The organism is Enterobacter sp. kpr-6, assembly GCF_900116015.1.
In the GTDB taxonomy this organism is placed as follows: Bacteria; Pseudomonadota; Gammaproteobacteria; order Enterobacterales; family Enterobacteriaceae; genus Enterobacter_D.
Genome location: NZ_FOYH01000001.1, coordinates 1 through 20453 on the forward strand (window position 1 = coordinate 1; position 20453 = coordinate 20453).

Consider the following 20453-nt stretch of genomic DNA (forward strand, 5'->3'; position numbering starts at 1 on the left):
GTTGATAGGCCGGGTGTGTAAGCGCAGCGATGCGTTGAGCTAACCGGTACTAATGAACCGTGAGGCTTAACCTTACAACGCCGAAGCTGTTTTGGCGTGATTTGAGAGTACGATTTTCAGCCTGATACAGATACCATCAACAGGTCACAGGACGTGTTGATAACAGAATTTGCCTGGCGGCACTAGCGCGGCGGTCCCACCTGACCCCATGCCGAACTCAGAAGTGAAACGCCGTAGCGCCGATGGTAGTGTGGGGTCTCCCCATGCGAGAGTAGGGAACTGCCAGGCATCAATTAAGTGAAAAGGCCATCCGTCAGGATGGCCTTTTGCGTTTCTGCATATAATTATTCTTAATCTTTAATGCTGTGCCAGTTGCCATACGGTATAGCCTGTCGTCGCACCCGCCACATCCCAGGCAAAATCTTTCCAGCTCCAGCCGCTACCGGCCGGGCGACTGTCCCATAATTCTTTAGATGCGCCAAGCGTCAGAGAAAACATTACTCCAAACGTGGCGCTACGATCCTGACTGACGCCCTGATGCTGTGCAAACTCATTACCCGCTGCGGAAAGCATGGCTGAAGCAAGAAAATGCTGCGCTTTATCCTGACCATGCCATTCATCCTGCGCCATATGGCTACATCCGGTTAAAAAAAGAAGTGTAAGCAGTGGGCAAGATCTCATGATTGCCTCCAATAAAAAGCCCCATCAATGACGGGGCCTGGTGATAAAAGCAAAAGCTAGAGGATACGGCTGATAAGCTTGTCGATGCGGATCCTGCGTAAGCGGCGAATGAGCTTGCGCACTTTTACCGGATAATCGGCAATACTCTGCAAATCGCGGTAATGCTTAACGACAGTTGTATGCGTGCGAATAAGCTCAAGCTCTTTTTCACGCAACTGTGCGAGCTGCTGCTTCGGATCGTGAATCAGGATGGCGTTTTCCAGATCGAGTCGCCATGCCCGCGGATTCAGGTTATTGCCGGTCAGCAACATCCATTCGTCATCCACCCACATACCTTTCAGGTGATAGCTGTTATCTTCGTCCTTCCACAGGCGAACGATCAGCTGATCGGTATTCACATAATATTGCAGCCGACTCAGGAAACGACGCAGATTGATCTCATAGAGATAAGGCAGCGCGCCAATGATCTTGAACGGTTCATCTTCAGGAATAAAAAAGTCATTTGCCATTTTGTCGCCGACGATAATTTCCACTTTTTTACCTTCGCGCAGCAACTGAATGATGTTGCGCACAAGGATGGCTGGCAGGTTGAAATAAGGGGTGCAGATGGTCAGCTTATGCTCCGCGCAGGGCATAAGATGATAAATCGTTTTATTGAGCAAACTGGATTTGCCCAGCCCGACCAGCGGTGTCACCGCGAGTTGCTCGTTATCAGCATCACCCTGAAAATGGTAAGACGCATCGCGCAGTTCCTGACGGTAAAGGCGAATATCGTTTTTAATTTCCGGGCTCTTCGGGCGCTCAGTATTGTCGAGACGGTTTACGCCGCGACCCTGAATCAAATTCTGCTCGACCCAACCGCGCATCACATCCGCCATTTGCGGGTTGCGAATAAGCTGATAGCGGTCGTAGCGGTATTTTTCGTGTTGATGCAGGTAAACATCATTCAGACTGGCACCGCTATAGAGCACGCTGTCATCAATAATGAAACCTTTATAGTGGAGAACACCCAGCGCTTCGCGGGTGTTTACGGGCACACCATAAACGGGGACCTCAACGCCAGGGTTTTCCTGGGCCATACGGCAATACCAGTCGGCATTGGTATTAGAGGCGGCGGCACCAATGCGGCCCCGCTGGGCCCGGTGCCAGTCAACGAGAACGCACACATCCAGCTCAGGACGCTGACGTTTTGCCTCATAAACGGCCGTTAAGATCCCTTTACCGCCGTCATCCTGTTCCAGATAAAGCGCGATAATACAGATGCGGCGCGTGGCGCTGGCGATCTTCTCAAGCAATGTCTCCCGAAAATCAGCGGGAGAATAATAAAATGCGACATCATCAACTGACTGAGAAAGCTTAGGTAGTTGGGCAAGGTGTTGTTGATGTTTATTGCGCTTAAATTTTGACAACATCACAGTGCGTTTCTTCTCTGTTCATTGAAGGATCCTCTGTACTAAGCAGACGACAGAAGCGGACAATGATAACACCAGAGCCTGCCAAAGTGGTCAACATTTCCAGTACCTTACTCTTGATTACTCTTCTGTAATCAGTCTGAGCGTTAAGCCGACAATACCGTCTTCAAGCTGGATATCAACCTCGAATCCGAGTTTTCTCGCCAGCGTAATCATGCCGCGATTGTTAGGCATAGTAATTCCGTTTAAGCGCTTAAGTCCGTGATCGCGGGTATAGCTGATAAGTTTTTCCAGCAAACGGCGACCAAGCCCCAGCCCTTTTAAATCAGAGCGCACCAGTACCGCAAACTCGGCGTCAATGTTATCGGGATCGGAAATGGCGCGTGTCACACCGAGGATCGCTTCCCCTTGATCGGTTCGACGGACGGCGACGAACGCCATTTCCCGATCGTAGTCGATTTGCGTCATATTGGCTAAATCTTCATGGGTAAATTCGTTGATCTCGCTGAAGTAGCGGTAATAAAGATCTTCTTTGGTCACCTGGGAAATGAACTGCCGTAATTGTGGTTCATCTTCCGGGAGGATCGGACGGAACAGGCAACGCTCGCCGTTTTTCATCTCCACCCACTCTTCAAGGTGTTGAGGATAAGGGCGCACGGCCAGACGGCTTTCGTTACTGCCGGTAAACGGGGCCAGCTCCAGCGTGACGTCAAGGGCGGTGAACTCATTGCCGGAGACGAGCAAAGGGTGAATATCAAGGCGCTGGATCTCCGGGCAATCCACAATCAGGTTGGAAACCTGAACCAGCAACTGACTTAACCCCGGAATATCGAGCGGGCGTAATGCGCTGCGTCCACGGATCTTGCGGTTTTTAATCGCCTGGATGACCAGATAGCGCGCCAGATTCATATTCAGCGGCGGCAGCGCGACGGCAGCCTGATCATCAGCCCGCCACTCCACGCCGCCTTCACCCAACATAATCAGTGGTCCAAATACCGGATCCTGTTCGACCACCACGCGAAGCTCCTGTGCACCGGCGCGGTTTGCCATGCTCTGGACCTGTAAACCGTGGATGCGTGCCTGAGGCCAGTTCAGTTTAACCCTGTCGATAATGGCATTAGCCGCCTGTTGGACCTCTGCTGGCGTGCGCAGATAAAGCATTACCCCCTGAACTTCGGATTTATGCGGAATATCCGGCGAGCGCAGTTTAAGCGCGACCGGATAACCGATTTGTTCAGCAATATGCACGGCTTCAGCGCTGTCACTGGCAATCCAGGTGGGCAGGGTGTGTAAGCCATACGCACGGAGTATGGGCTGAACTTCATGGGTGTCCAGCGACGTCGCACCTTCATCAATCGCCCGTTGCAGCAAATGGTGCGCTTCCGTGGTATTGGCGGTGAGATTACCCGGCAGGGCGGGAGTTTCACGCAGTTGCTTTTGGTTGCGGCGATACTCGACCATATGCATAAATGCGGTAATAGTCCCTTCCGGTGTGCGATAGGTGGGTAAACCCGCCTCGCTAAATAGTCGTCGCGCTTCCTGGGATGAAAACTCACCACACCAGTTCGTTAATACGGTGATGTATTTTCCTCGTGGATGGGCTTTTAGCGTCTCAATGAGCGCCTGTGCACTTTCGCTTCCCGGTGCGGCGGCGCTGGGAGCGTGGATCACCATCAATGCATCAACATCAGGACTGTCGAGGAGAATATTGATCGCGGCAATATAACGCTCGCTACTGGCGTCATCGCGTAAATCCAGCGGATTACCCGCCTGCGCATACGAAGGCAGTGCATCTTTCAGGCGCGCCAGCGTCTCTTCACTGAGGGTCGCCAGTTTACCATTACGCAGCCACAATTCATCCAGCGCGAGTGCGGCGGGGGCCGCACCGTTGCTGACGATCATCAAACGCTCGCCGCGCAAGGGGCGCATATGGCTTAACGTTTCCACGGCTGAAAAAAGTTCATGTGTATCCTGCACGCGTAAGAGGCCCGCACGCTGGATGGCGGCATCCCACGCCGCATCCATACCGGAATGCGACTGCAACAGACGCTGCGCGTCCGGGCTACGACCGCTTTTGATCACCAGAATAGGTTTATTGCGCGAAGCACTACGCGCCGCCGAAACAAACCGGCGTGCATCACTGAGGTGTTCCAGATAGAGCAGGATCGCGCTGGTTTTCGTGTCGCGGGCAAGAAAATCGAGCAGTTCATCGACATCAATGTCGAGGCTGTCGCCAAGGGCAATAAAATAGGAAAAGCCCATTTCGCGCTGCTGCGCCCAGTCGAGAATAGTATTAGAAACGGCAGCGGACTGGGAGATGAACGCCAGTTTGCCGCGCGTAATAGGCACCGGCGAAAAGCTGGCATTCAGTCCCTGCCAGGGGGCCAGCAGGCCCAGACTGTTTGGGCCTAACAGCCGCATCTGATAACGGCTGGCGCAGGCCAGCAGTTCGGCGTGCTGTTCCGGGAGCGCGGAAAGAATAATGCACGTCTTACATCCCTTCTGTCCAAGCGACTCTAACAGGTCAAGGTTACGCCGGGCATGCGTACAGAGTACGGCCAAATCGGGAGTAAAAGGCAGGCTGGCAATATCGGGCCAGGCGAGCACCCCCTGCACGGCTTTCCAGGTGGGCGTCACTGGTAATACCGGGCCAGCAAACCCTCCCGCCAGCAGATTGCGCATCATTAAGAAACCGGCGCGATCCGGTTTCATCGAAGCGCCAATAACCGCAATCGACTTCGGGCGCAAAAGCGCTTCCAGCCCTCGTTGGCTCATACCGGTCTCCAGAAAAGAGTGACCTGATGATTTTAAACGCTTTCCGCCTCAATTGCTGTGATACTGCCCTGATGATGCGGTTTTCCTGCCAGATAGCGCTCGCGAAAACAGGAGAAGTGATCGCCCAGGGTTTGCGCGGCGTGTTGATCATCAGCCAGATCCAGCAGAGCAATCGCCACTTCTGCCGTGCAATACTGGCCCTCAGCATGGGCTTCACGCAGGCGGTAAGCGGAAACGCGCGACAGATCGACCGAGATCACCGGCAGGGCATCGAGATAAGGGCTTTTACGGAACATCTTACGCGCTTCGGTCCAGGTGCCGTCGAGCATAATAAACAGCGGGGGTTTGCCTGCAGGCGGCGCAGTTAATATCTGCCGCTCGCTGTGAGCATACGAGGCCGGAAAGACGACCATTGGCTGATAGCGCGGATCGGCAACCAAATCGAGCAGGGCCTGAGGCGGCTCGGTGCGTGACCACTGGAACGCCAGCGTATCCGGAAGCGTATCGGCAATCAGCCGGCCGGTATTGCTGGGCTTCATCGGCTCGGTATCAAACATCACCAGACAAAAACGGCTCCGTGCATCGGCGGTCTGAATGGTTTCGCATAAACATTGCTTTAAGGGGAGCAGGCAGCGCTGGCAGCGGCGGATACGGTTACCGCGCGCCAGGAAAGGACGCGTGGCGCGGGCGAGTCGTTCGGCCCGGAGTTGCAGTACGGCGTTATGAGTCATTGAGGGTGCGCAGAAAAAACGCCATTGTCGCAGAGGAGAAAACGGGGCACAAGTTGCGCCCCGTTGATTCACAGAGATTCGTTAAGCCAGCTATCAAAAGGCGCTTTAGGAACTGCACCATTTAACATATCCACGACTTCACCGTTTTTGAACAGCATGATGGTAGGAATGCTGCGGATGCGGAAGCGGGTACTCAGTTCACGCTCGGCTTCAGTGTTTACTTTCACAAAGCGCACTTTACCGCTGCGCTCTTCCGCCACATCTTCAAAGACCGGCGCAAAGTTACGGCACGGGCCACACCAGGGGGCCCAGAAATCGACAACGACCGGCAGATCATCTTTCAGTAATTTATCCAGGGTTTCGCTGGTGGCATTGATAACGTCGCCATCAAACAGTTCATGACCACAACGCCCGCACTTCGCAACATCATTAACGCGTTCATCGGGAATGCGGTTAAGCGCCTGGCAGCTTGCACATACGGTATTCATAACTAACCTCTGGTAAACCATGGGGTGCAGGTGAATGCTATAAATGTTTCTTATATGTTACATATTATCATTGAGTCTGTTTGAAACGACAATGCGGTTTATTCGATAAGTACAATAGCCCTTAGCTTTTAAACGAAGTAATGGCTATGCGCCTGCACATCGGGTAATCTGCGCGCTTCGCGCAGCGCTGGTGGAGAAAAGCATGAACGACGAACTGAAAAATAAAAGCGGCAAGGTCAAAGTGATGTATGTCCGCAGTGATGATGATTCCGATAGACGCACCCATAACCCGCGTACCGGGAAAGGGGGAGGGCGTCCGGGAACGTCACGTGCAGACGGTGGCCGTCGCCCCGCCCGCGATGAACGAAAAGGCCCGGGCCGCGATCGTGATCGCAGCCGTGACCGCGACAGTGAATCCTCGTCGCCATGGCGCACGGTGTCCCGTCCGCCGGTCGAGCAGACTGTAAAAGAAGAAGGCAGTAAGAATTTCGTTGACCCGGAAGTGATCCGTCGTCAGCGCGCTGAAGAGACGCGCGTGTACGGTGAGAACGCTTGCCAGGCGCTGTTCCAGAGCCGTCCGGACTGTATCGTCCGTGCATGGTTCGTGCAAAGCGTGACCCCGCGCTTTAAAGAGGCACTGCGCTGGATGGCGGCGAACCGCAAAGCTTACCATGTGGTAGACGAAGCGGAGCTGGTGAAAGCCTCCGGCACTGAACACCACGGTGGCGTGTGCTTCATCATTAAAAAGCGCAGCGGTATTTCTGTTCAGCAGTGGGTTGATCAGGCTGAGGCAGAAGATTGCGTGCTGGCGCTGGAAGATGTGGGTAACCCGCATAACCTCGGCGCGATGATGCGTAGCTGTGCGCACTTCGGCGTGAAAGGGGTGTTGCTTGACGATGCCGCGATCATTGAGTCGGGCGCAGCGATCCGTACTGCGGAAGGCGGCGCGGAACACGTGCAGGCCATCACTGGCGACAGCATCATCGGTGCGCTGGATGCATTCCGTAAAGCGGGATACAGCATCGTGACCACTTCCAGCCATGAAGGTACGCCGCTGTTTAAGGCAGAACTGCCGAAGAAAATGGTGCTGGTGTTGGGTCAGGAGCGTGACGGTCTGTCAGATGCCGCTCTGTCCAGCGCTGACATGAGCGTTTCCATTCAGGGGACGGGCAATGTCGAAAGCCTCAACGTTTCTGTCGCAACCGGCGTGTTGCTCGCAGAATGGTGGCGACAAAACAAAGCCTGATGCAAAAATGCCAGCATAACGCTGGCATTTTTTTTATTCGCTGTCGGCGGGTAAAACCGGCATCCAGTCTACGGGTTCTTCTCCCTGCTTTTCCAGCCACTGATTCGCCAGAACAAAATGGTTGCAGCCAAAGAATCCCCGATGTGCAGAAAGCGGCGAGGGGTGCGGTGCCTTCAACACGTGATGGCGCTTACCGTCAATGATGGCCCCTTTCTTTTGTGCATGTGAACCCCAGAGTAAAAACACCACGCCTTCGCGATGGGTATTAATCAACTCAATCACCTTATCGGTAAAGGTTTCCCATCCCAGGCTCGCATGCGAATGCGCCTGACCTGCACGCACAGTCAGCACCGTATTAAGCAGCAGAACCCCCTGACGCGCCCAGCTTTCGAGATAGCCGTGGGTGGGGCGTTGAAAACCGGGGATCGAATTTTCCAGCTCTTTGTACATATTAAGCAGAGAAGGCGGAATGGCCACGCCGGGGCGAACCGAGAAAGCCAGTCCATGCGCCTGCCCCGGACCGTGATAGGGATCCTGACCCAGAATCACCACTTTGACGTCGCCCAGTTCGGTAAAACGAAAAGCATTGAAGACATCTTTTTGCGGTGGGTAAATGGTTCCACCCGCCTGACGCTCAGCAGCGACGGCGCTCAGCGTGTTAATAAAATAAGGCTGCTCTTTTTCTTCGGCCAGCACATCGTGCCACGTTAGTGAAGTCGTCATTCCGCTCTCCTGCGAATCATCGTTATGACTAGCTTAACTGCTTCTGTGTACAGAATAAAATTTGCCTCAATGCCGTCCGCGTTCTACCCCAAAAATAGTTTAAATTTACAAAAATATTGATAATTACTCAGGGTGAAAATTGATATAAAACAAGTGTTTTGCCTTATCACCCTTTTCATGGTGTGGTTTTTATTGATTTATATCAAAGAATCACGGGTGGCTGGCTGGTATATCTACACTCAAGCAACAATGGTTTTACCAATTGGCCGGGACCAGGCCGACGAAATCAAATTATGAAGCCTTGGGAGGCATCACATGATTACAGGTATCCAAATTACTAAAGCTGCAAATGACGATCTGCTGAACTCTTTCTGGCTGCTCGATAGCGAAAAAGGCGAAGCGCGCTGCGTGTGTGCCAAAGGCGGTTTTGCTGAAGATGAAATCGTTGCCGTGAATAAACTGGGCGAGATCGAATACCGCGAAGTGCCGATGGAAGTGCAGCCTGAAGTACGCGTCGAAGGTGGTCAGCACCTGAACGTCAACGTGCTGCGTCGTGAAACCCTGATGGATGCGGTTGAGCACCCGGAAAAATACCCACAGCTGACGATCCGTGTGTCCGGCTATGCGGTGCGCTTTAACTCCCTGACACCAGAGCAGCAGCGCGACGTTATCGCACGTACTTTTACTGAAAGTCTGTAAGTTCTGCAGATAAAAAAAGCCGGGTTATGTACCCGGCTTTTTTATTACTCGTTTGACGTTTCCTGCGAACCGCTTGGCTTACGGCGTTTGCCAATATTTTTGGCGTCGCGGTGACGTTTCTTCACGCGCGGCTTTTCTTTCTCTTCTTTTTTCTTTTCTGCACGCTTCGCCAGCACTTTCTTGGACGGTTTACCCGTCATCTTTTCACTTGGCGGACGAGTCGTTGGACGCAGTTCATCAATAACCCGCGCTTTCACCGGTTCTTCGATATAGCGACCTACTTTTTGCAGCAGCAGATAATCGTGTGCTTCAACCAGTGAAATCGCGGTACCTTTGCGGCCTGCGCGCCCGGTACGACCGATGCGGTGCAGATAAATATCACCGCTGCGTGGCATGTCGAAGTTAATTACATGGCTTACGTCAGGAATATCAATCCCGCGGGCGGCGACGTCGGTGGCGACCAGCACGTTCACGCGTCCTTCTGTCAGACGTTTGATACCTTCGGTGCGCTTGATCTGCGCCATCTCACCTTCGAGGTAACAGTTGGCGATCCCGGCGGCTCGCAGCATTTCTGCCAGTTCGTGCACACGCTCGCGTTTACGCACAAAGACGATTGAGCGGGTGGCATCGTCCTGTTTCAGCAGATGCTTAAGCAGTTCAACCTTGTGTTCAAAGTTATCCGCACGGTAATACCACTGATGGATCTTCTTGCGTTCGCGCGTTGACGGCGTTGCGGACACTTCAGCGGGATCTTCCAGCAGACGCTCCGCAAAGTCCTTAATCGCATCGCCTTCAAGCGTGGCGGAGAACAGCATGGTCTGTTTGCGCCAGCGCGTTTCGCCCGCGATATGCTCAATATCCTGCGCGAAGCCCAGCTCCAGCATACGGTCAGCTTCATCGAGGATCAGCGTTTCAACCGCACGGCAGTCGAAATTCTCTTCTTTAATGTACTGCATCAGGCGGCCGGTGGTGGCCACGACGATATCCTGGTTTTCGCTGAAGACCTCGGCGTGGTTCATATAAGCCACGCCGCCGGTGATGGTGGCGATATCCAGATGGGTATTTGCGGCCAGCTCGCGCGCATGCTCTGCAACCTGAACGGCTAATTCACGTGTCGGCGTCAGAATTAAAATACGCGGGGGGCCAGATTTCTTGCGAGGGAAATCGATCAGATGCTGCAAGACGGGCAGCAGATACGCCGCCGTTTTACCGGTGCCTGTCGGCGCAGAACCGAGTACATCACGGCCTTCTAAGGCAGGCGGAATGGCTGCCGCCTGAATGGCAGTCGGGCGTGTGAAGCCTTTGCTGTGTAGCGCGTCCAGCAGGCTTTCATCGAGTTCAAGTTCGGAAAAAGTCGTTACAGTCATGTTCTACCTCTGTTTGGGGCGCTGATTATAGACGTTATGGCTGCAATCTTCATCTGTTTGTGTGGATAAGCCTTCCCCGGATTATCGCTTTCACCTATGCTAACCCGGTTTCGTTTAGAGAGTTGTAAAGAATGTCCTCAGCCAAAACGCGGCTTCGTCGTGACGGGTTCACATTTAAACAATTTTTTGTTGCTCACGATCGTTGTGCAATGAAAGTCGGTACAGACGGTATTTTATTAGGGGCATGGTCGCCCGTCGCGGGCGTGACTCGCATCCTGGATATCGGCGCAGGCAGTGGTCTGGTGGCGCTGATGCTGGCGCAACGCACCGGCGATTCCGTAACGATTGATGCTGTTGAACTGGATGGTGATGCCGCAGGTCAGGCGCAGGAAAACGTTATGGAGTCACCCTGGTCGGCTCGTATCAATGTGCATAGCGCTGAAATCCAGACGTGGGTAAAAACGTGCCCGCTGCGTTACGATCTGATCGTCAGCAATCCCCCTTATTATGAAAAGGGTGTCGATTGCGCAACCCCCCAGCGTGAACAGGCGCGTTATACCACCTCGCTCGACCATAGCGCGTTACTGGCCTGTGCAACGGAATGCATAACAGAAGAGGGCTTTTTCTGCGTGGTTTTACCGGAGAGTACGGGCAATGTCTTCACGCAAAAGGCGCTGGAGATGGGCTGGCATTTACGGCTGCGTACTGATATCTCCGATACGGAGAGCCGTCTGCCGCATCGCGTACTGCTGGCATTCTCCCCCGCGGCAGGAGAATGCTTTTGCGACAGACTGGTTATTCGCGGTCCCGATCAGCGTTACTCCGAAGGCTATACCGGACTGACGCAGGATTTTTACTTATTTATGTGACAGGATCGACGGCCCGGATCCCACCATGAGCTCCGGGTAATCCAGCGTGTAATGCAGGCCCCGGCTCTCTTTACGCATCATCGCGCAGCGCACAATCAGCTCCGCTACCTGCACCAGATTACGCAATTCCAGCAGATTGTTAGATACGCGGAAATGGGCGTAATACTCGTCAATTTCCTGCTGCAACATGGTAATTCGTCGCAGCGCGCGCTCCAGCCGTTTAGTGGTGCGTACAATGCCTACGTAATCCCACATCAGCAGGCGCAGCTCATGCCAGTTGTGCTGGAGAACCACCTGCTCATCGGCATCATCGACGCGGCTCTCATCCCATACCGGTAGCGATGTGATACTGCGGGCGTAGGGCATGCGCCGGTCGATATCCTCTGCCGCCGACCAGCCATACACCAGACATTCCAGCAGCGAGTTGGAGGCCATGCGATTCGCACCGTGCAGGCCGGTATAGCTCACCTCACCAATGGCATACAGGCCATCGACATCAGTACGGCCAAAGTCATCCACCATCACGCCCCCGCAGGTGTAATGGGCGGCAGGCACGACCGGCACCGGATCTTTGGTTAAATCGATGCCCAGCCCGAGCAGTTTTTCGTAAATCATCGGGAAATGCTGGCGAATAAAGTCAGCGGGCTTATGGCTGATGTCGAGATACATGCAGTCCGCGCCGAGGCGTTTCATTTCATGATCGATAGCCCTGGCAACGATATCGCGCGGGGCCAGCTCTGCCCGCTCGTCAAAATCGGGCATAAAGCGTGAACCGTCCGGGCGCTTCAGGTAAGCGCCTTCACCTCGCAACGCCTCGGTCAGTAAAAAGTTACGTGCCTGCGGATGGAATAGGGCCGTCGGGTGAAACTGATTAAACTCCAGATTGGCCACCCGGCAGCCTGCGCGCCAGGCCATCGCAATCCCGTCCCCGGAGGAAATATCCGGGTTGGTGGTGTACTGATACACTTTTGATGCGCCGCCGGTTGCCAGCACCACTGCTTTCGCCTGGCAGGTTTCCACCACTTCTTTATTACGATTCCACACCCACGCACCTACCACGCGGCGTGTGCCCGGCAGCCCGATTTTGTCGGAGATAATCAGATCGACCGCATTGCTGCGTTCAATTACGCGGATATTAGGATGGCTGAGCGCTTTGCCAACCAGCGTTGTTTCAACCGCTTTTCCGGTCGCGTCTGCGGCATGAAGAATACGACGATGACTGTGGCCGCCTTCACGGGTCAGGTGATAGCCCTCTTCGCCGTTGGGCTGAACGTGAGTATCAAACAACATGCCCTGATCGATAAGCCACTGGACGCAATGACGGGCATTGCTGGCGACAAACTCTGCCGCATGGGGATCAACAATACCTGCGCCCGCAATCAGCGTGTCCTGAACGTGGGAATCAATACTGTCGGTTTTATCAAACACCGCGGCAATGCCGCCTTGCGCATAAAAGGTGGAGCCTTCACTGACCGGGCCTTTACTTAACACAATGACCTTGTGTTTTTCGGCCAGGCGAAGGGCCAGCGATAACCCGGCAGCACCGCTGCCAATAATAAGCACGTCACAGGAGAGTTCAGGCGTCATATTCATGATGGTGTGTTTAATTTACTAAACAATGTTTGCGCAGCATAGCACCGCAAAGTCGGTTTGAGCACGTTTTATTTATCTGGTGTTGTAAAGGCTAAACAGGGAAGGGGACAAGCCAGCGGCAAAAAAACGAAATAATTTTGCGAAGCAGATCGTTAGCATCAGATTATGTGGTGAAATAAAGGTCGCATTGCGTTACTCTTCTGACGGGTTTCCCTGGCATGTCTTCATCGCACAGCACCCGGATGAGAATCAGTAGACTTACAATGAGTCATAACGAACAGTCTGCAAAACGTTACACAAAAACAAAGGTGTAATGGAACTTTTCACGAAACAAGCCTTCTAACCCTCAGCTTGCTCAAAGTACAGTGTTGGAGTGGCGTTTCGATTACGCGTGGAAATAGGGTTTGGGGAGACATTACCTCGGATGAGCGAGCAGTTAACGGATCAGGTTCTCGTTGAGCGGGTCCAGAAGGGAGATCAGAAATCGTTTAACTTACTGGTGGTTCGCTACCAGCATAAAGTGGCGAGCCTGGTTTCCCGTTACGTGCCCTCAGGCGATGTGCCTGATGTGGTGCAAGAATCTTTTATTAAAGCCTATCGCGCGCTGGATTCATTCCGGGGAGATAGCGCTTTTTACACCTGGCTGTATCGAATCGCGGTTAACACCGCAAAAAATTATCTGGTAGCTCAGGGGCGACGCCCTCCATCCAGCGATATTGATGCGATTGACGCAGAAAACTTCGAAAGTGGCGGCGCGCTGAAAGAAATTTCGAACCCTGAGAACTTAATGTTGTCAGAAGAACTGAGACAAATTGTTTTCCGCACCATTGAGTCACTCCCGGAAGATTTACGCATGGCGATTACCTTGCGGGAGTTAGATGGCCTGAGCTATGAAGAGATAGCCGTCATCATGGATTGTCCGGTTGGTACGGTTCGCTCACGTATCTTCCGTGCGCGGGAAGCTATTGATAATAAAGTTCAACCGCTTATCAGGCGTTGACGATAGCGGGATACTGGAAAAGGTATTTAGGCATGCAGAAAGAAAAACTTTCCGCTTTAATGGATGGTGAAACGCTGGATAGCGAGCTGCTCACAGAGCTGTCGCGCGATGCCGGAATGCAGAAAACCTGGGAAGGTTATCATCTCATTCGCGATGCGATGCGAGGTGATACCGCCGATGTCCTTCATTTCGATATCTCAGCCCGCGTTATGGCGGCCATTGAAAGCGAACCGCTACGCCCGGCAACGCCATTGATTCCTGAAGCACAGCCTGCGCCGCAGCAATGGCAGAAAATGCCGTTCTGGAGCAAAGTGCGCCCATGGGCCAGCCAGATTACGCAAATGGGTGTCGCTGCATGCGTATCGCTTGCAGTTATTGTTGGCGTCCAGCAGTATAACGGCCAGTCTGAATCAACCCAGCAGCCAGAAGCGCCCGTGTTTAACACGCTGCCGATGATGGGTAAAGCCAGCCCGGTGAGCCTGGGTGTTCCAGCCGACGCTTCAGCGACGGGTGGTGGTCAGCAACAGCAGGTGCAGGAACAGCGTCGTCGAATCAATGCCATGTTGCAGGATTATGAATTGCAACGACGCCTGCACTCCGAACAGCTTCAGTTTGAGCAGGCACAAACTCAGCAAGCCGCTGTGCAGGTGCCTGGCATCCAAACCTTAGGAACACAATCGCAGTAATGAAGCAACTTTGGTGTGCCATGTCCCTCGTGGCAGGTAGCCTGTTCTTCTCCGTCAACGCCTCGGCTGATGCATCGTCCGGGGCGTTGTTACAGCAGATGAACCTGGCGAGCCAGTCACTCAATTACGAGCTGTCATTCGTCAGCGTCAATAAACAAGGTGTGGAGTCATTACGCTATCGCCATGCCCGCCTTGATAACCAGCCCCTTGCACAACTTCTGCAAATGGATGGCCCGCGCCGTGAAGTCGTCCAGCGTGGCAATGAAATCAGCTATTTTGAACCCGGCCTTGAGCCGTTTACGCTTAATGGCGATTACATTGTCGATTCATTGCCGTCGCTCATCTATACCGATTTCAAACGCATCTCCGCGATCTATGACTTCATTTCCGTAGGTCGCACGCGTATTGCCGATCGCCTCTGCGAAGTGATCCGCGTGGTTGCGCGGGATGGTAATCGTTACAGCTACATTGTCTGGCTGGATTCAGAGAGCAAATTACCTCTGCGCGTTGACCTGCTCGACCGCGATGGCGAAACGCTGGAACAATTCCGCGTTGTTGCCTTCTCGGTAAACAATCAGGTTGGTGCAGGGATGCAAACGCTGGCAAAGGCCAGTCTGCCGCCGCTGTTATCGGTTCCGACCGGTGATAAAATCGACTTTACCTGGTCTCCTTCCTGGCTGCCGCAGGGCTTTAGTGAAGTATCAAGCAGTCGCCGTCAGTTACCTACGGTCGATATGCTTGTCGAGTCCCGGCTCTATTCCGACGGGTTATTTAGCTTTTCGGTGAACGTGAATCGCGCGGGACCTAACAGTTCCGATCAGATGTTACGCACCGGACGGCGCACCGTCAGTACCACCGTACGTGACAACGCAGAAATTACCGTTGTGGGCGAACTCCCGCCACAAACCGCCAAACGTATTGCAGACAGTTTAAAATTCAGGGCAGCACAATGATCAAAGAGTGGGCAACCGTCGTATCCTGGCAAAATGGTGAAGCGCTGGTCAGTTGTGATGTCAAATCCTCATGCAGCAGTTGCGCCTCGCGTTCCGGATGCGGTACCCGCGTGCTGAATAAGCTCGGGCCGCAGACCACGCATACGATCGTTGTTCCTTGCAATCAGCCGCTCATGACCGGGCAAAAAGTCGAACTGGGAATTGCTGAAGGCAGCTTACTCGGCTCAGCGATGCTGGTGTATTTAACGCCGCTTGTGGGATTGTTCGCTGTCGGCGCGCTCTTTCAGACGTTATTTGGTCATGATTTAGCCGCCATGAGTGGTGCATTGCTGGGTGGCGTGGGCGGTTTCTTAGTGGCCCGTGCCTTCTCTCCTAAACTGGCTGCGCGCGAAGCCTGGCAGCCCGTCATTCTCAGCATTGGCTTGCCGCCCGATATGCTGCGCGTGGATGCTCAGCCCGGAAATGCCGGTCAGTAAATCTCTTTATTATCACAGCACATCATCAGCACCGTACCTTACCGCGCCGCCTGCGGGATGAGCATTTCCTCACGTTGAGGTTGTAGTGTAGAATGCGGCGTTTCAGACAACAGACGTGGGCTCAGTACAGCGGCCTCTTAGTTTCCGTAAGGCATAAAATCTCCATATATGAAGAACATACGCAACTTTTCGATCATCGCTCACATCGACCACGGTAAGTCGACGCTGTCTGACCGTATTATCCAGCTTTGCGGCGGCCTGTCCGATCGTGAAATGGCTGCCCAGGTGCTTGATTCCATGGATCTTGAGCGCGAGCGCGGCATTACGATCAAAGCGCAAAGCGTGACTCTCGATTACAAAGCCTCTGACGGTGAAACCTACCAGCTGAACTTTATCGACACCCCCGGTCACGTTGACTTCTCTTATGAAGTTTCCCGTTCCCTTGCCGCCTGTGAAGGTGCGTTGCTGGTGGTTGACGCCGGGCAGGGCGTAGAAGCCCAGACGCTGGCGAACTGCTATACCGCACTGGAAATGGATCTGGAAGTCGTGCCAGTCCTGAACAAAATCGACCTGCCAGCTGCCGATCCTGAGCGCGTGGCGGAAGAGATTGAAGATATCGTCGGCATTGACGCCACTGACGCCGTGCGCTGCTCGGCGAAAACCGGTGTGGGCGTAGGCGACGTGCTGGAACGCCTGGTGCGCGATATTCCGGGCCCTGAAGGCGATCCGGATGCCCCGTTACAGGCGCTGATCATCGACTCCTGGTTCGATAACTATCTGGGCGTTGTGTCGCTGATCCGTGTTAAAAACGGCACCCTGCGCAAAGGCGACAAAATTAAAGTCATGAGCACCGGCCAGACTTACAACGCTGACCGCCTCGGCATTTTCACACCAAAACAGATCGACCGTACCGAACTGAAATGCGGCGAAGTAGGCTGGCTGGTTTGCGCCATTAAAGACATCCTCGGCGCGCCGGTAGGCGATACCCTGACGCTTTCGCGCAACCCGGCGGACAAAGCACTGCCAGGCTTCAAAAAAGTGAAGCCGCAGGTGTATGCCGGTCTGTTCCCGATTAGTTCTGACGATTACGAAAACTTCCGCGATGCCCTCGGCAAGCTGAGTCTTAACGATGCCTCGCTGTTCTACGAGCCGGAGAGTTCTACCGCGCTGGGCTTTGGTTTCCGCTGCGGCTTCCTCGGTCTGCTGCACATGGAGATCATCCAGGAGCGTCTGGAGCGTGAATACGATCTGGAACTCATCACCACCGCACCGACGGTTGTGTATGAAGTGCAGACAACCGGCAAAGAAGTTATCTATGTCGACAGTCCGTCCAAGCTGCCGCCGCTGAATAATATTCAGGAACTGCGCGAACCGATTGCTGAGTGTCACATGCTGCTGCCGCAGGAATTCCTGGGTAACGTGATCACTCTGTGTATCGAGAAACGCGGCGTACAGACCAACATGGTTTACCACGGTAAACAGGTTGCGCTGACCTACGAAATCCCGATGGCGGAAGTGGTGCTCGACTTCTTCGATCGCCTGAAGTCCACCTCGCGCGGCTATGCATCGCTGGATTACAACTTCAAGCGCTTCCAGGCCTCTAACATGGTGCGCGTGGACGTGCTGATCAACGGCGAGCGCGTTGACGCCCTGGCGCTGATCACCCACAACGACAACGCCCCGTATCGCGGTCGTGAGCTGGTGGAGAAGATGAAAGAGCTGATCCCGCGCCAGCAGTTTGATATCGCGATCCAGGCGGCGATCGGTAACCACGTTATCGCCCGCTCCACGGTGAAACAGCTGCGTAAAAACGTTCTGGCGAAATGCTATGGCGGTGACGTCAGCCGTAAGAAAAAGCTGCTGCAAAAACAGAAAGAAGGTAAGAAGCGAATGAAGCAGGTCGGTAACGTCGAACTGCCACAGGAAGCCTTCCTCGCCATTCTGCATGTTGGCAAAGACGGCAAATAAAATTAAGGAGTTGGCATGGCGAATATGTTTGCCCTGATCCTGGTGATCGCAACGCTTGTCACAGGGCTGTTGTGGTGTCTGGATAAATTTATCTTTGCACCCAAACGTCGGGAGCGTCAGGCCGCTGCACAGGCTGCCACGGGCGATGCGATTGATGCCAAAACCCTGAAAAAGGTCAGCCCGAAACCGGGCTGGCTGGAAACAGGCGCATCCGTATTCCCGGTGCTGGCTGTGGTGCTGGTGGTGCGTTCGTTTATTTACGAACCTTTCCAGATCCCGTCAGGATCGATGATGCCTACGCTTTTGATCGGTGATTTTATTCTGGTGGAGAAGTTTGCCTACGGCATTAAAGATCCGATCTATCAGAACATGATCATTGAAACAGGGCATCCGAAACGCGGTGATGTGGTGGTGTTTAAATACCCGGACGATCCGCGCCTCGATTACATCAAACGTACCGTCGGTGTGCCGGGTGACAAGGTAAGCTACGATCCTGTGACCAAGCAGGTTACGGTTTCTCCGAACTGCCAGTCTGGTCAGGCGTGCGCAAGCGCGCTGCCAATCACCTATTCGAACGTTGAGCCTAGTGATTTTGTTCAGACATTTGATCGTAATAACGGCGGCGAAGCGAGCAGCGGTTTCTTCCAGTTGCCGAAAAGCGAAACCCGTGAAAACGGTATTCGCCTGACTGAGCGCAAAGAGACGCTGGGTGATGTGACGCACCGTATTCTGACCGTGCCGATTGCCCAGGATCAACTGGGGATGTACTACCGCCAGCAAGGTCAGCAACTGGCAACCTGGATCGTGCCGCCGGGCCATTACTTCATGATGGGTGACAACCGCGATAACAGCGCGGACAGCCGTTACTGGGGCTTTGTACCTGAGGCAAATCTGGTAGGACGTGCCACAGGAATCTGGATGAGTTTCGAAAAACAGGAAGGTGAATGGCCAACGGGCGTGCGTTTAAATCGCATCGGTGGCATTCATTAATCTGCCGGGTTGCAGTCTGACGGCTGCAACCCAAATTATTTCTCTGATAAATCTATTCCGGTAACGACATCCCCTGCCGTTGTGTATAGAATATTCCCCCGAAGTTTAAGGTTGGCGCTGCAAGGTGCCACGGCACACGAAACCGCGTTGGCTGTTTCAGGTCGGTTTCGTGTGCTGCATTTTTGACGCATTTATTTATCTGGTATCGCATGAATCCCATCGTAATTAATCGGCTTCAACGGAAGCTGGGCTACACTTTTCAACATCAGGAGTTATTGCAACAGGCATTAACTCACCGCAGTGCCAGCAGCAAACATAACGAACGTCTGGAGTTTTTGGGTGACTCCATTTTAAGTTTCGTCATCGCCAATGCGCTTTATCACCGCTTCCCTCGTGTGGATGAGGGCGATATGAGCCGGATGCGTGCGACGCTGGTGCGTGGCAACACGCTCGCTGAAATTGCCCGCGAATTCGAACTGGGCGAATGTCTGCGTTTAGGGCCGGGTGAATTAAAAAGTGGCGGTTTCCGTCGCGAATCTATTCTGGCCGATACCGTCGAAGCGTTAATCGGTGGCGTGTTCCTTGACAGTAGTATTCAGACCGTCGAACAACTGATCCTGAACTGGTATCAGAGCCGTCTGGATGAAATCAGTCCGGGCGATAAACAAAAAGATCCGAAAACGCGTTTGCAGGAATATTTGCAGGGTCGCCATCTGCCGCTGCCGTCCTATCTGGTGGTGCAGGTGCGTGGCGAAGCCCACGATCAGGAATTTACTATCCACTGCCAGGTCAGTGGCCTGAGTGAGCCGGTGGTTGGTACAGGTTCCAGCCGTCGCAAAGCAGAGCAGGCCGCCGCCGAAGGGGCGCTTAAGAAACTGGAGCTGGAATGAGTGACGAAAAACAATATTGCGGATTTATTGCCATCGTGGGACGTCCCAACGTTGGCAAATCCACCCTGCTGAATAATCTGCTTGGGCAGAAGATTTCCATTACCTCACGCAAAGCGCAAACCACGCGCCACCGTATTACGGGTATCCACACTGAAGGCGCGTATCAGGCGATCTACGTTGACACCCCCGGTCTGCATATGGAAGAAAAGCGCGCCATTAACCGCCTGATGAACAAAGCGGCGAGCAGCTCGATTGGTGACGTAGAGCTGATCATTTTCGTCGTCGAAGGTACGCGCTGGACGCCGGACGACGAAATGGTGCTCAACAAGCTGCGTGACGGCAGAGCGCCGGTGATTCTGGCGGTGAACAAAGTGGATAACGTGCAGGAGAAGGCGGATTTACTGCCGCATCTGCAGTTCCTGGCGAGCCAGATGAACTTCCTCGATATCGTGCCCATTTCCGCTGAAACCGGCATGAACGTTGATACGATAGCCGGCATTGTGCGTAAGCATCTGCCGGAAGCTATTCACCATTTCCCGGAAGATTACATCACCGATCGCTCACAGCGTTTTATGGCCTCAGAAATCATCCGTGAAAAACTGATGCGTTTCCTGGGTGCGGAACTGCCTTACTCGGTCACGGTTGAGATTGAGCAGTTCGTGACCAACGAGCGCGGTGGCTACGACATCAACGGGCTGATCCTCGTCGAGCGTGAAGGGCAGAAGAAGATGGTGATTGGCAACAAAGGGGCCAAAATCAAAACCATCGGTATCGAAGCCCGCAAAGATATGCAGGAGATGTTTGAAGCGCCTGTACACCTTGAGCTGTGGGTGAAGGTGAAATCCGGCTGGGCCGATGACGAGCGCGCCCTGCGCAGTCTCGGTTACGTCGACGACTTAAAGTAAA

19 protein-coding genes and 2 rRNA genes are annotated in these 20453 nt (G+C 53.7%); 13 read left to right on the top strand and 8 right to left on the bottom strand.

Annotation, left to right across the window (positions count from 1 at the left end; translation table 11 throughout):
- Nucleotides 1–74 (top strand): 23S ribosomal RNA (locus BM373_RS00005); the annotation flags it as partial.
- A gap of 98 nt (nt 75–172) precedes the next feature.
- Nucleotides 173–288, top strand: a 5S ribosomal RNA gene (gene rrf, locus BM373_RS00010).
- Between the two features lie 69 nt (nt 289–357).
- Here the strand turns inward: rrf and BM373_RS00015 are convergent.
- From BM373_RS00015 to trxC, 5 genes are all read right to left on the bottom strand, one after another.
- Nucleotides 358–681: a YfiM family lipoprotein gene (locus tag BM373_RS00015; RefSeq protein WP_090458017.1), complete on the bottom strand. Its 324-nt coding sequence runs from the start codon at nt 679–681 to the stop codon at nt 358–360.
- A 56-nt stretch (nt 682–737) separates the two neighbouring features.
- A complete protein-coding gene (gene pssA, locus BM373_RS00020; protein ID WP_090458019.1) occupies nt 738–2093 on the bottom strand; it encodes a CDP-diacylglycerol--serine O-phosphatidyltransferase in 1356 nt (451 codons plus the stop codon).
- A gap of 120 nt (nt 2094–2213) precedes the next feature.
- The gene (gene pat / locus BM373_RS00025; protein ID WP_090458021.1) at nt 2214–4868 is read right to left on the bottom strand and encodes a bifunctional acetate--CoA ligase family protein/GNAT family N-acetyltransferase; all 2655 of its coding nucleotides are present in this window, start codon (nt 4866–4868) and stop codon (nt 2214–2216) included.
- 32 nt (nt 4869–4900) lie between these two features.
- Nucleotides 4901–5599 (bottom strand): tRNA-uridine aminocarboxypropyltransferase, encoded by a 699-nt coding sequence (locus tag BM373_RS00030; RefSeq protein ID WP_090458023.1) that lies wholly within the window; start codon nt 5597–5599, stop codon nt 4901–4903.
- A gap of 68 nt (nt 5600–5667) precedes the next feature.
- Nucleotides 5668–6087: a thioredoxin TrxC gene (trxC, locus tag BM373_RS00035; protein WP_090458026.1), complete on the bottom strand. Its 420-nt coding sequence runs from the start codon at nt 6085–6087 to the stop codon at nt 5668–5670.
- A gap of 202 nt (nt 6088–6289) precedes the next feature.
- Here trxC and BM373_RS00045 point away from each other — a divergent pair, with 202 nt between their 5' ends.
- Nucleotides 6290–7333, top strand: coding sequence for a tRNA/rRNA methyltransferase (locus BM373_RS00045; protein WP_090458028.1), 1044 nt, complete (start codon nt 6290–6292; stop codon nt 7331–7333).
- Nucleotides 7334–7366: 33 nt separating this feature from the next.
- Here BM373_RS00045 and ung read toward each other — a convergent pair whose 3' ends face one another.
- A complete protein-coding gene (gene ung, locus BM373_RS00050; protein WP_090458030.1) occupies nt 7367–8056 on the bottom strand; it encodes a uracil-DNA glycosylase in 690 nt (229 codons plus the stop codon).
- A 315-nt stretch (nt 8057–8371) separates the two neighbouring features.
- Between ung and grcA the strand changes: the two genes are divergently transcribed.
- Entirely contained in the window at nt 8372–8755 is a 384-nt protein-coding gene (gene grcA / locus BM373_RS00055) for an autonomous glycyl radical cofactor GrcA (RefSeq protein ID WP_090458032.1), read from the top strand.
- 44 nt (nt 8756–8799) lie between these two features.
- Here the strand turns inward: grcA and srmB are convergent, their stop codons facing one another.
- The gene (gene srmB, locus BM373_RS00060) at nt 8800–10122 is read right to left on the bottom strand and encodes an ATP-dependent RNA helicase SrmB (protein ID WP_090458034.1); all 1323 of its coding nucleotides are present in this window, start codon (nt 10120–10122) and stop codon (nt 8800–8802) included.
- A 131-nt stretch (nt 10123–10253) separates the two neighbouring features.
- Between srmB and BM373_RS00065 the strand changes: the two genes are divergently transcribed.
- The gene (locus BM373_RS00065; RefSeq protein ID WP_090458037.1) at nt 10254–10991 is read left to right on the top strand and encodes a tRNA(1)(Val) (adenine(37)-N(6))-methyltransferase TrmN; all 738 of its coding nucleotides are present in this window, start codon (nt 10254–10256) and stop codon (nt 10989–10991) included.
- Here the strand turns inward: BM373_RS00065 and nadB are convergent.
- Nucleotides 10980–12584: an L-aspartate oxidase gene (gene nadB, locus BM373_RS00070; RefSeq protein WP_090458039.1), complete on the bottom strand. Its 1605-nt coding sequence runs from the start codon at nt 12582–12584 to the stop codon at nt 10980–10982. The genes BM373_RS00065 and nadB overlap by 12 nt on opposite strands.
- Nucleotides 12585–13008: 424 nt before the next feature.
- Between nadB and rpoE the strand changes: the two genes are divergently transcribed.
- The 8 genes from rpoE to era all read left to right on the top strand — a co-directional run bounded on the left by rpoE (nt 13009) and on the right by era (nt 20452).
- Nucleotides 13009–13584, top strand: coding sequence for an RNA polymerase sigma factor RpoE (rpoE, locus tag BM373_RS00075; RefSeq protein ID WP_090458042.1), 576 nt, complete (start codon nt 13009–13011; stop codon nt 13582–13584).
- Nucleotides 13585–13616: 32 nt separating this feature from the next.
- Nucleotides 13617–14270: an anti-sigma-E factor RseA gene (gene rseA, locus BM373_RS00080; protein ID WP_090458045.1), complete on the top strand. Its 654-nt coding sequence runs from the start codon at nt 13617–13619 to the stop codon at nt 14268–14270.
- Entirely contained in the window at nt 14270–15223 is a 954-nt protein-coding gene (gene rseB, locus BM373_RS00085) for a sigma-E factor regulatory protein RseB (protein WP_090458047.1), read from the top strand. Before rseA ends, rseB begins: the two co-directional genes overlap by 1 nt.
- On the top strand, nt 15220–15699 hold the full coding sequence (gene rseC, locus BM373_RS00090; RefSeq protein WP_090458050.1) for a SoxR-reducing system protein RseC: 480 nt from the start codon (nt 15220–15222) through the stop codon (nt 15697–15699). Before rseB ends, rseC begins: the two co-directional genes overlap by 4 nt.
- Nucleotides 15700–15867: 168 nt before the next feature.
- Entirely contained in the window at nt 15868–17667 is a 1800-nt protein-coding gene (gene lepA, locus BM373_RS00095; RefSeq protein WP_090458052.1) for a translation elongation factor 4, read from the top strand.
- Between the two features lie 15 nt (nt 17668–17682).
- Complete coding sequence (gene lepB / locus BM373_RS00100) at nt 17683–18657, top strand: signal peptidase I (protein WP_090458054.1); 975 nt, start codon at nt 17683–17685, stop codon at nt 18655–18657.
- 209 nt (nt 18658–18866) lie between these two features.
- Nucleotides 18867–19547, top strand: a complete 681-nt coding sequence (gene rnc, locus BM373_RS00105; RefSeq protein WP_090458056.1) for a ribonuclease III — start codon at nt 18867–18869, stop codon at nt 19545–19547.
- On the top strand, nt 19544–20452 hold the full coding sequence (gene era, locus BM373_RS00110) for a GTPase Era (RefSeq protein ID WP_090458058.1): 909 nt from the start codon (nt 19544–19546) through the stop codon (nt 20450–20452). The genes rnc and era overlap by 4 nt, the downstream gene beginning before the upstream one ends.
- Nucleotide 20453 lies beyond the last annotated feature (1 nt).

Excerpts from the sequence above, each read along its gene's own strand:
- rseB (WP_090458047.1), top strand. The coding sequence starts at position 14,270 with ATGAAGCAACTTTGGTGTGCCATGTCCCTCGTGGCAGGTAGCCTGTTC.
- pat (WP_090458021.1), bottom strand. The coding sequence starts at position 4,868 with ATGAGCCAACGAGGGCTGGAAGCGCTTTTGCGCCCGAAGTCGATTGCG.
- era (WP_090458058.1), top strand. The coding sequence starts at position 19,544 with ATGAGTGACGAAAAACAATATTGCGGATTTATTGCCATCGTGGGACGT.
- BM373_RS00045 (WP_090458028.1), top strand. The coding sequence starts at position 6,290 with ATGAACGACGAACTGAAAAATAAAAGCGGCAAGGTCAAAGTGATGTAT.
- trxC (WP_090458026.1), bottom strand. The coding sequence starts at position 6,087 with ATGAATACCGTATGTGCAAGCTGCCAGGCGCTTAACCGCATTCCCGAT.
- ung (WP_090458030.1), bottom strand. The coding sequence starts at position 8,056 with ATGACGACTTCACTAACGTGGCACGATGTGCTGGCCGAAGAAAAAGAG.
- BM373_RS00015 (WP_090458017.1), bottom strand. The coding sequence starts at position 681 with ATGAGATCTTGCCCACTGCTTACACTTCTTTTTTTAACCGGATGTAGC.
- srmB (WP_090458034.1), bottom strand. The coding sequence starts at position 10,122 with ATGACTGTAACGACTTTTTCCGAACTTGAACTCGATGAAAGCCTGCTG.
- grcA (WP_090458032.1), top strand. The coding sequence starts at position 8,372 with ATGATTACAGGTATCCAAATTACTAAAGCTGCAAATGACGATCTGCTG.
- rseA (WP_090458045.1), top strand. The coding sequence starts at position 13,617 with ATGCAGAAAGAAAAACTTTCCGCTTTAATGGATGGTGAAACGCTGGAT.
- nadB (WP_090458039.1), bottom strand. The coding sequence starts at position 12,584 with ATGAATATGACGCCTGAACTCTCCTGTGACGTGCTTATTATTGGCAGC.
- rseC (WP_090458050.1), top strand. The coding sequence starts at position 15,220 with ATGATCAAAGAGTGGGCAACCGTCGTATCCTGGCAAAATGGTGAAGCG.
- lepB (WP_090458054.1), top strand. The coding sequence starts at position 17,683 with ATGGCGAATATGTTTGCCCTGATCCTGGTGATCGCAACGCTTGTCACA.
- BM373_RS00065 (WP_090458037.1), top strand. The coding sequence starts at position 10,254 with ATGTCCTCAGCCAAAACGCGGCTTCGTCGTGACGGGTTCACATTTAAA.
- rnc (WP_090458056.1), top strand. The coding sequence starts at position 18,867 with ATGAATCCCATCGTAATTAATCGGCTTCAACGGAAGCTGGGCTACACT.
- rpoE (WP_090458042.1), top strand. The coding sequence starts at position 13,009 with ATGAGCGAGCAGTTAACGGATCAGGTTCTCGTTGAGCGGGTCCAGAAG.
- BM373_RS00030 (WP_090458023.1), bottom strand. The coding sequence starts at position 5,599 with ATGACTCATAACGCCGTACTGCAACTCCGGGCCGAACGACTCGCCCGC.
- lepA (WP_090458052.1), top strand. The coding sequence starts at position 15,868 with ATGAAGAACATACGCAACTTTTCGATCATCGCTCACATCGACCACGGT.
- pssA (WP_090458019.1), bottom strand. The coding sequence starts at position 2,093 with ATGTTGTCAAAATTTAAGCGCAATAAACATCAACAACACCTTGCCCAA.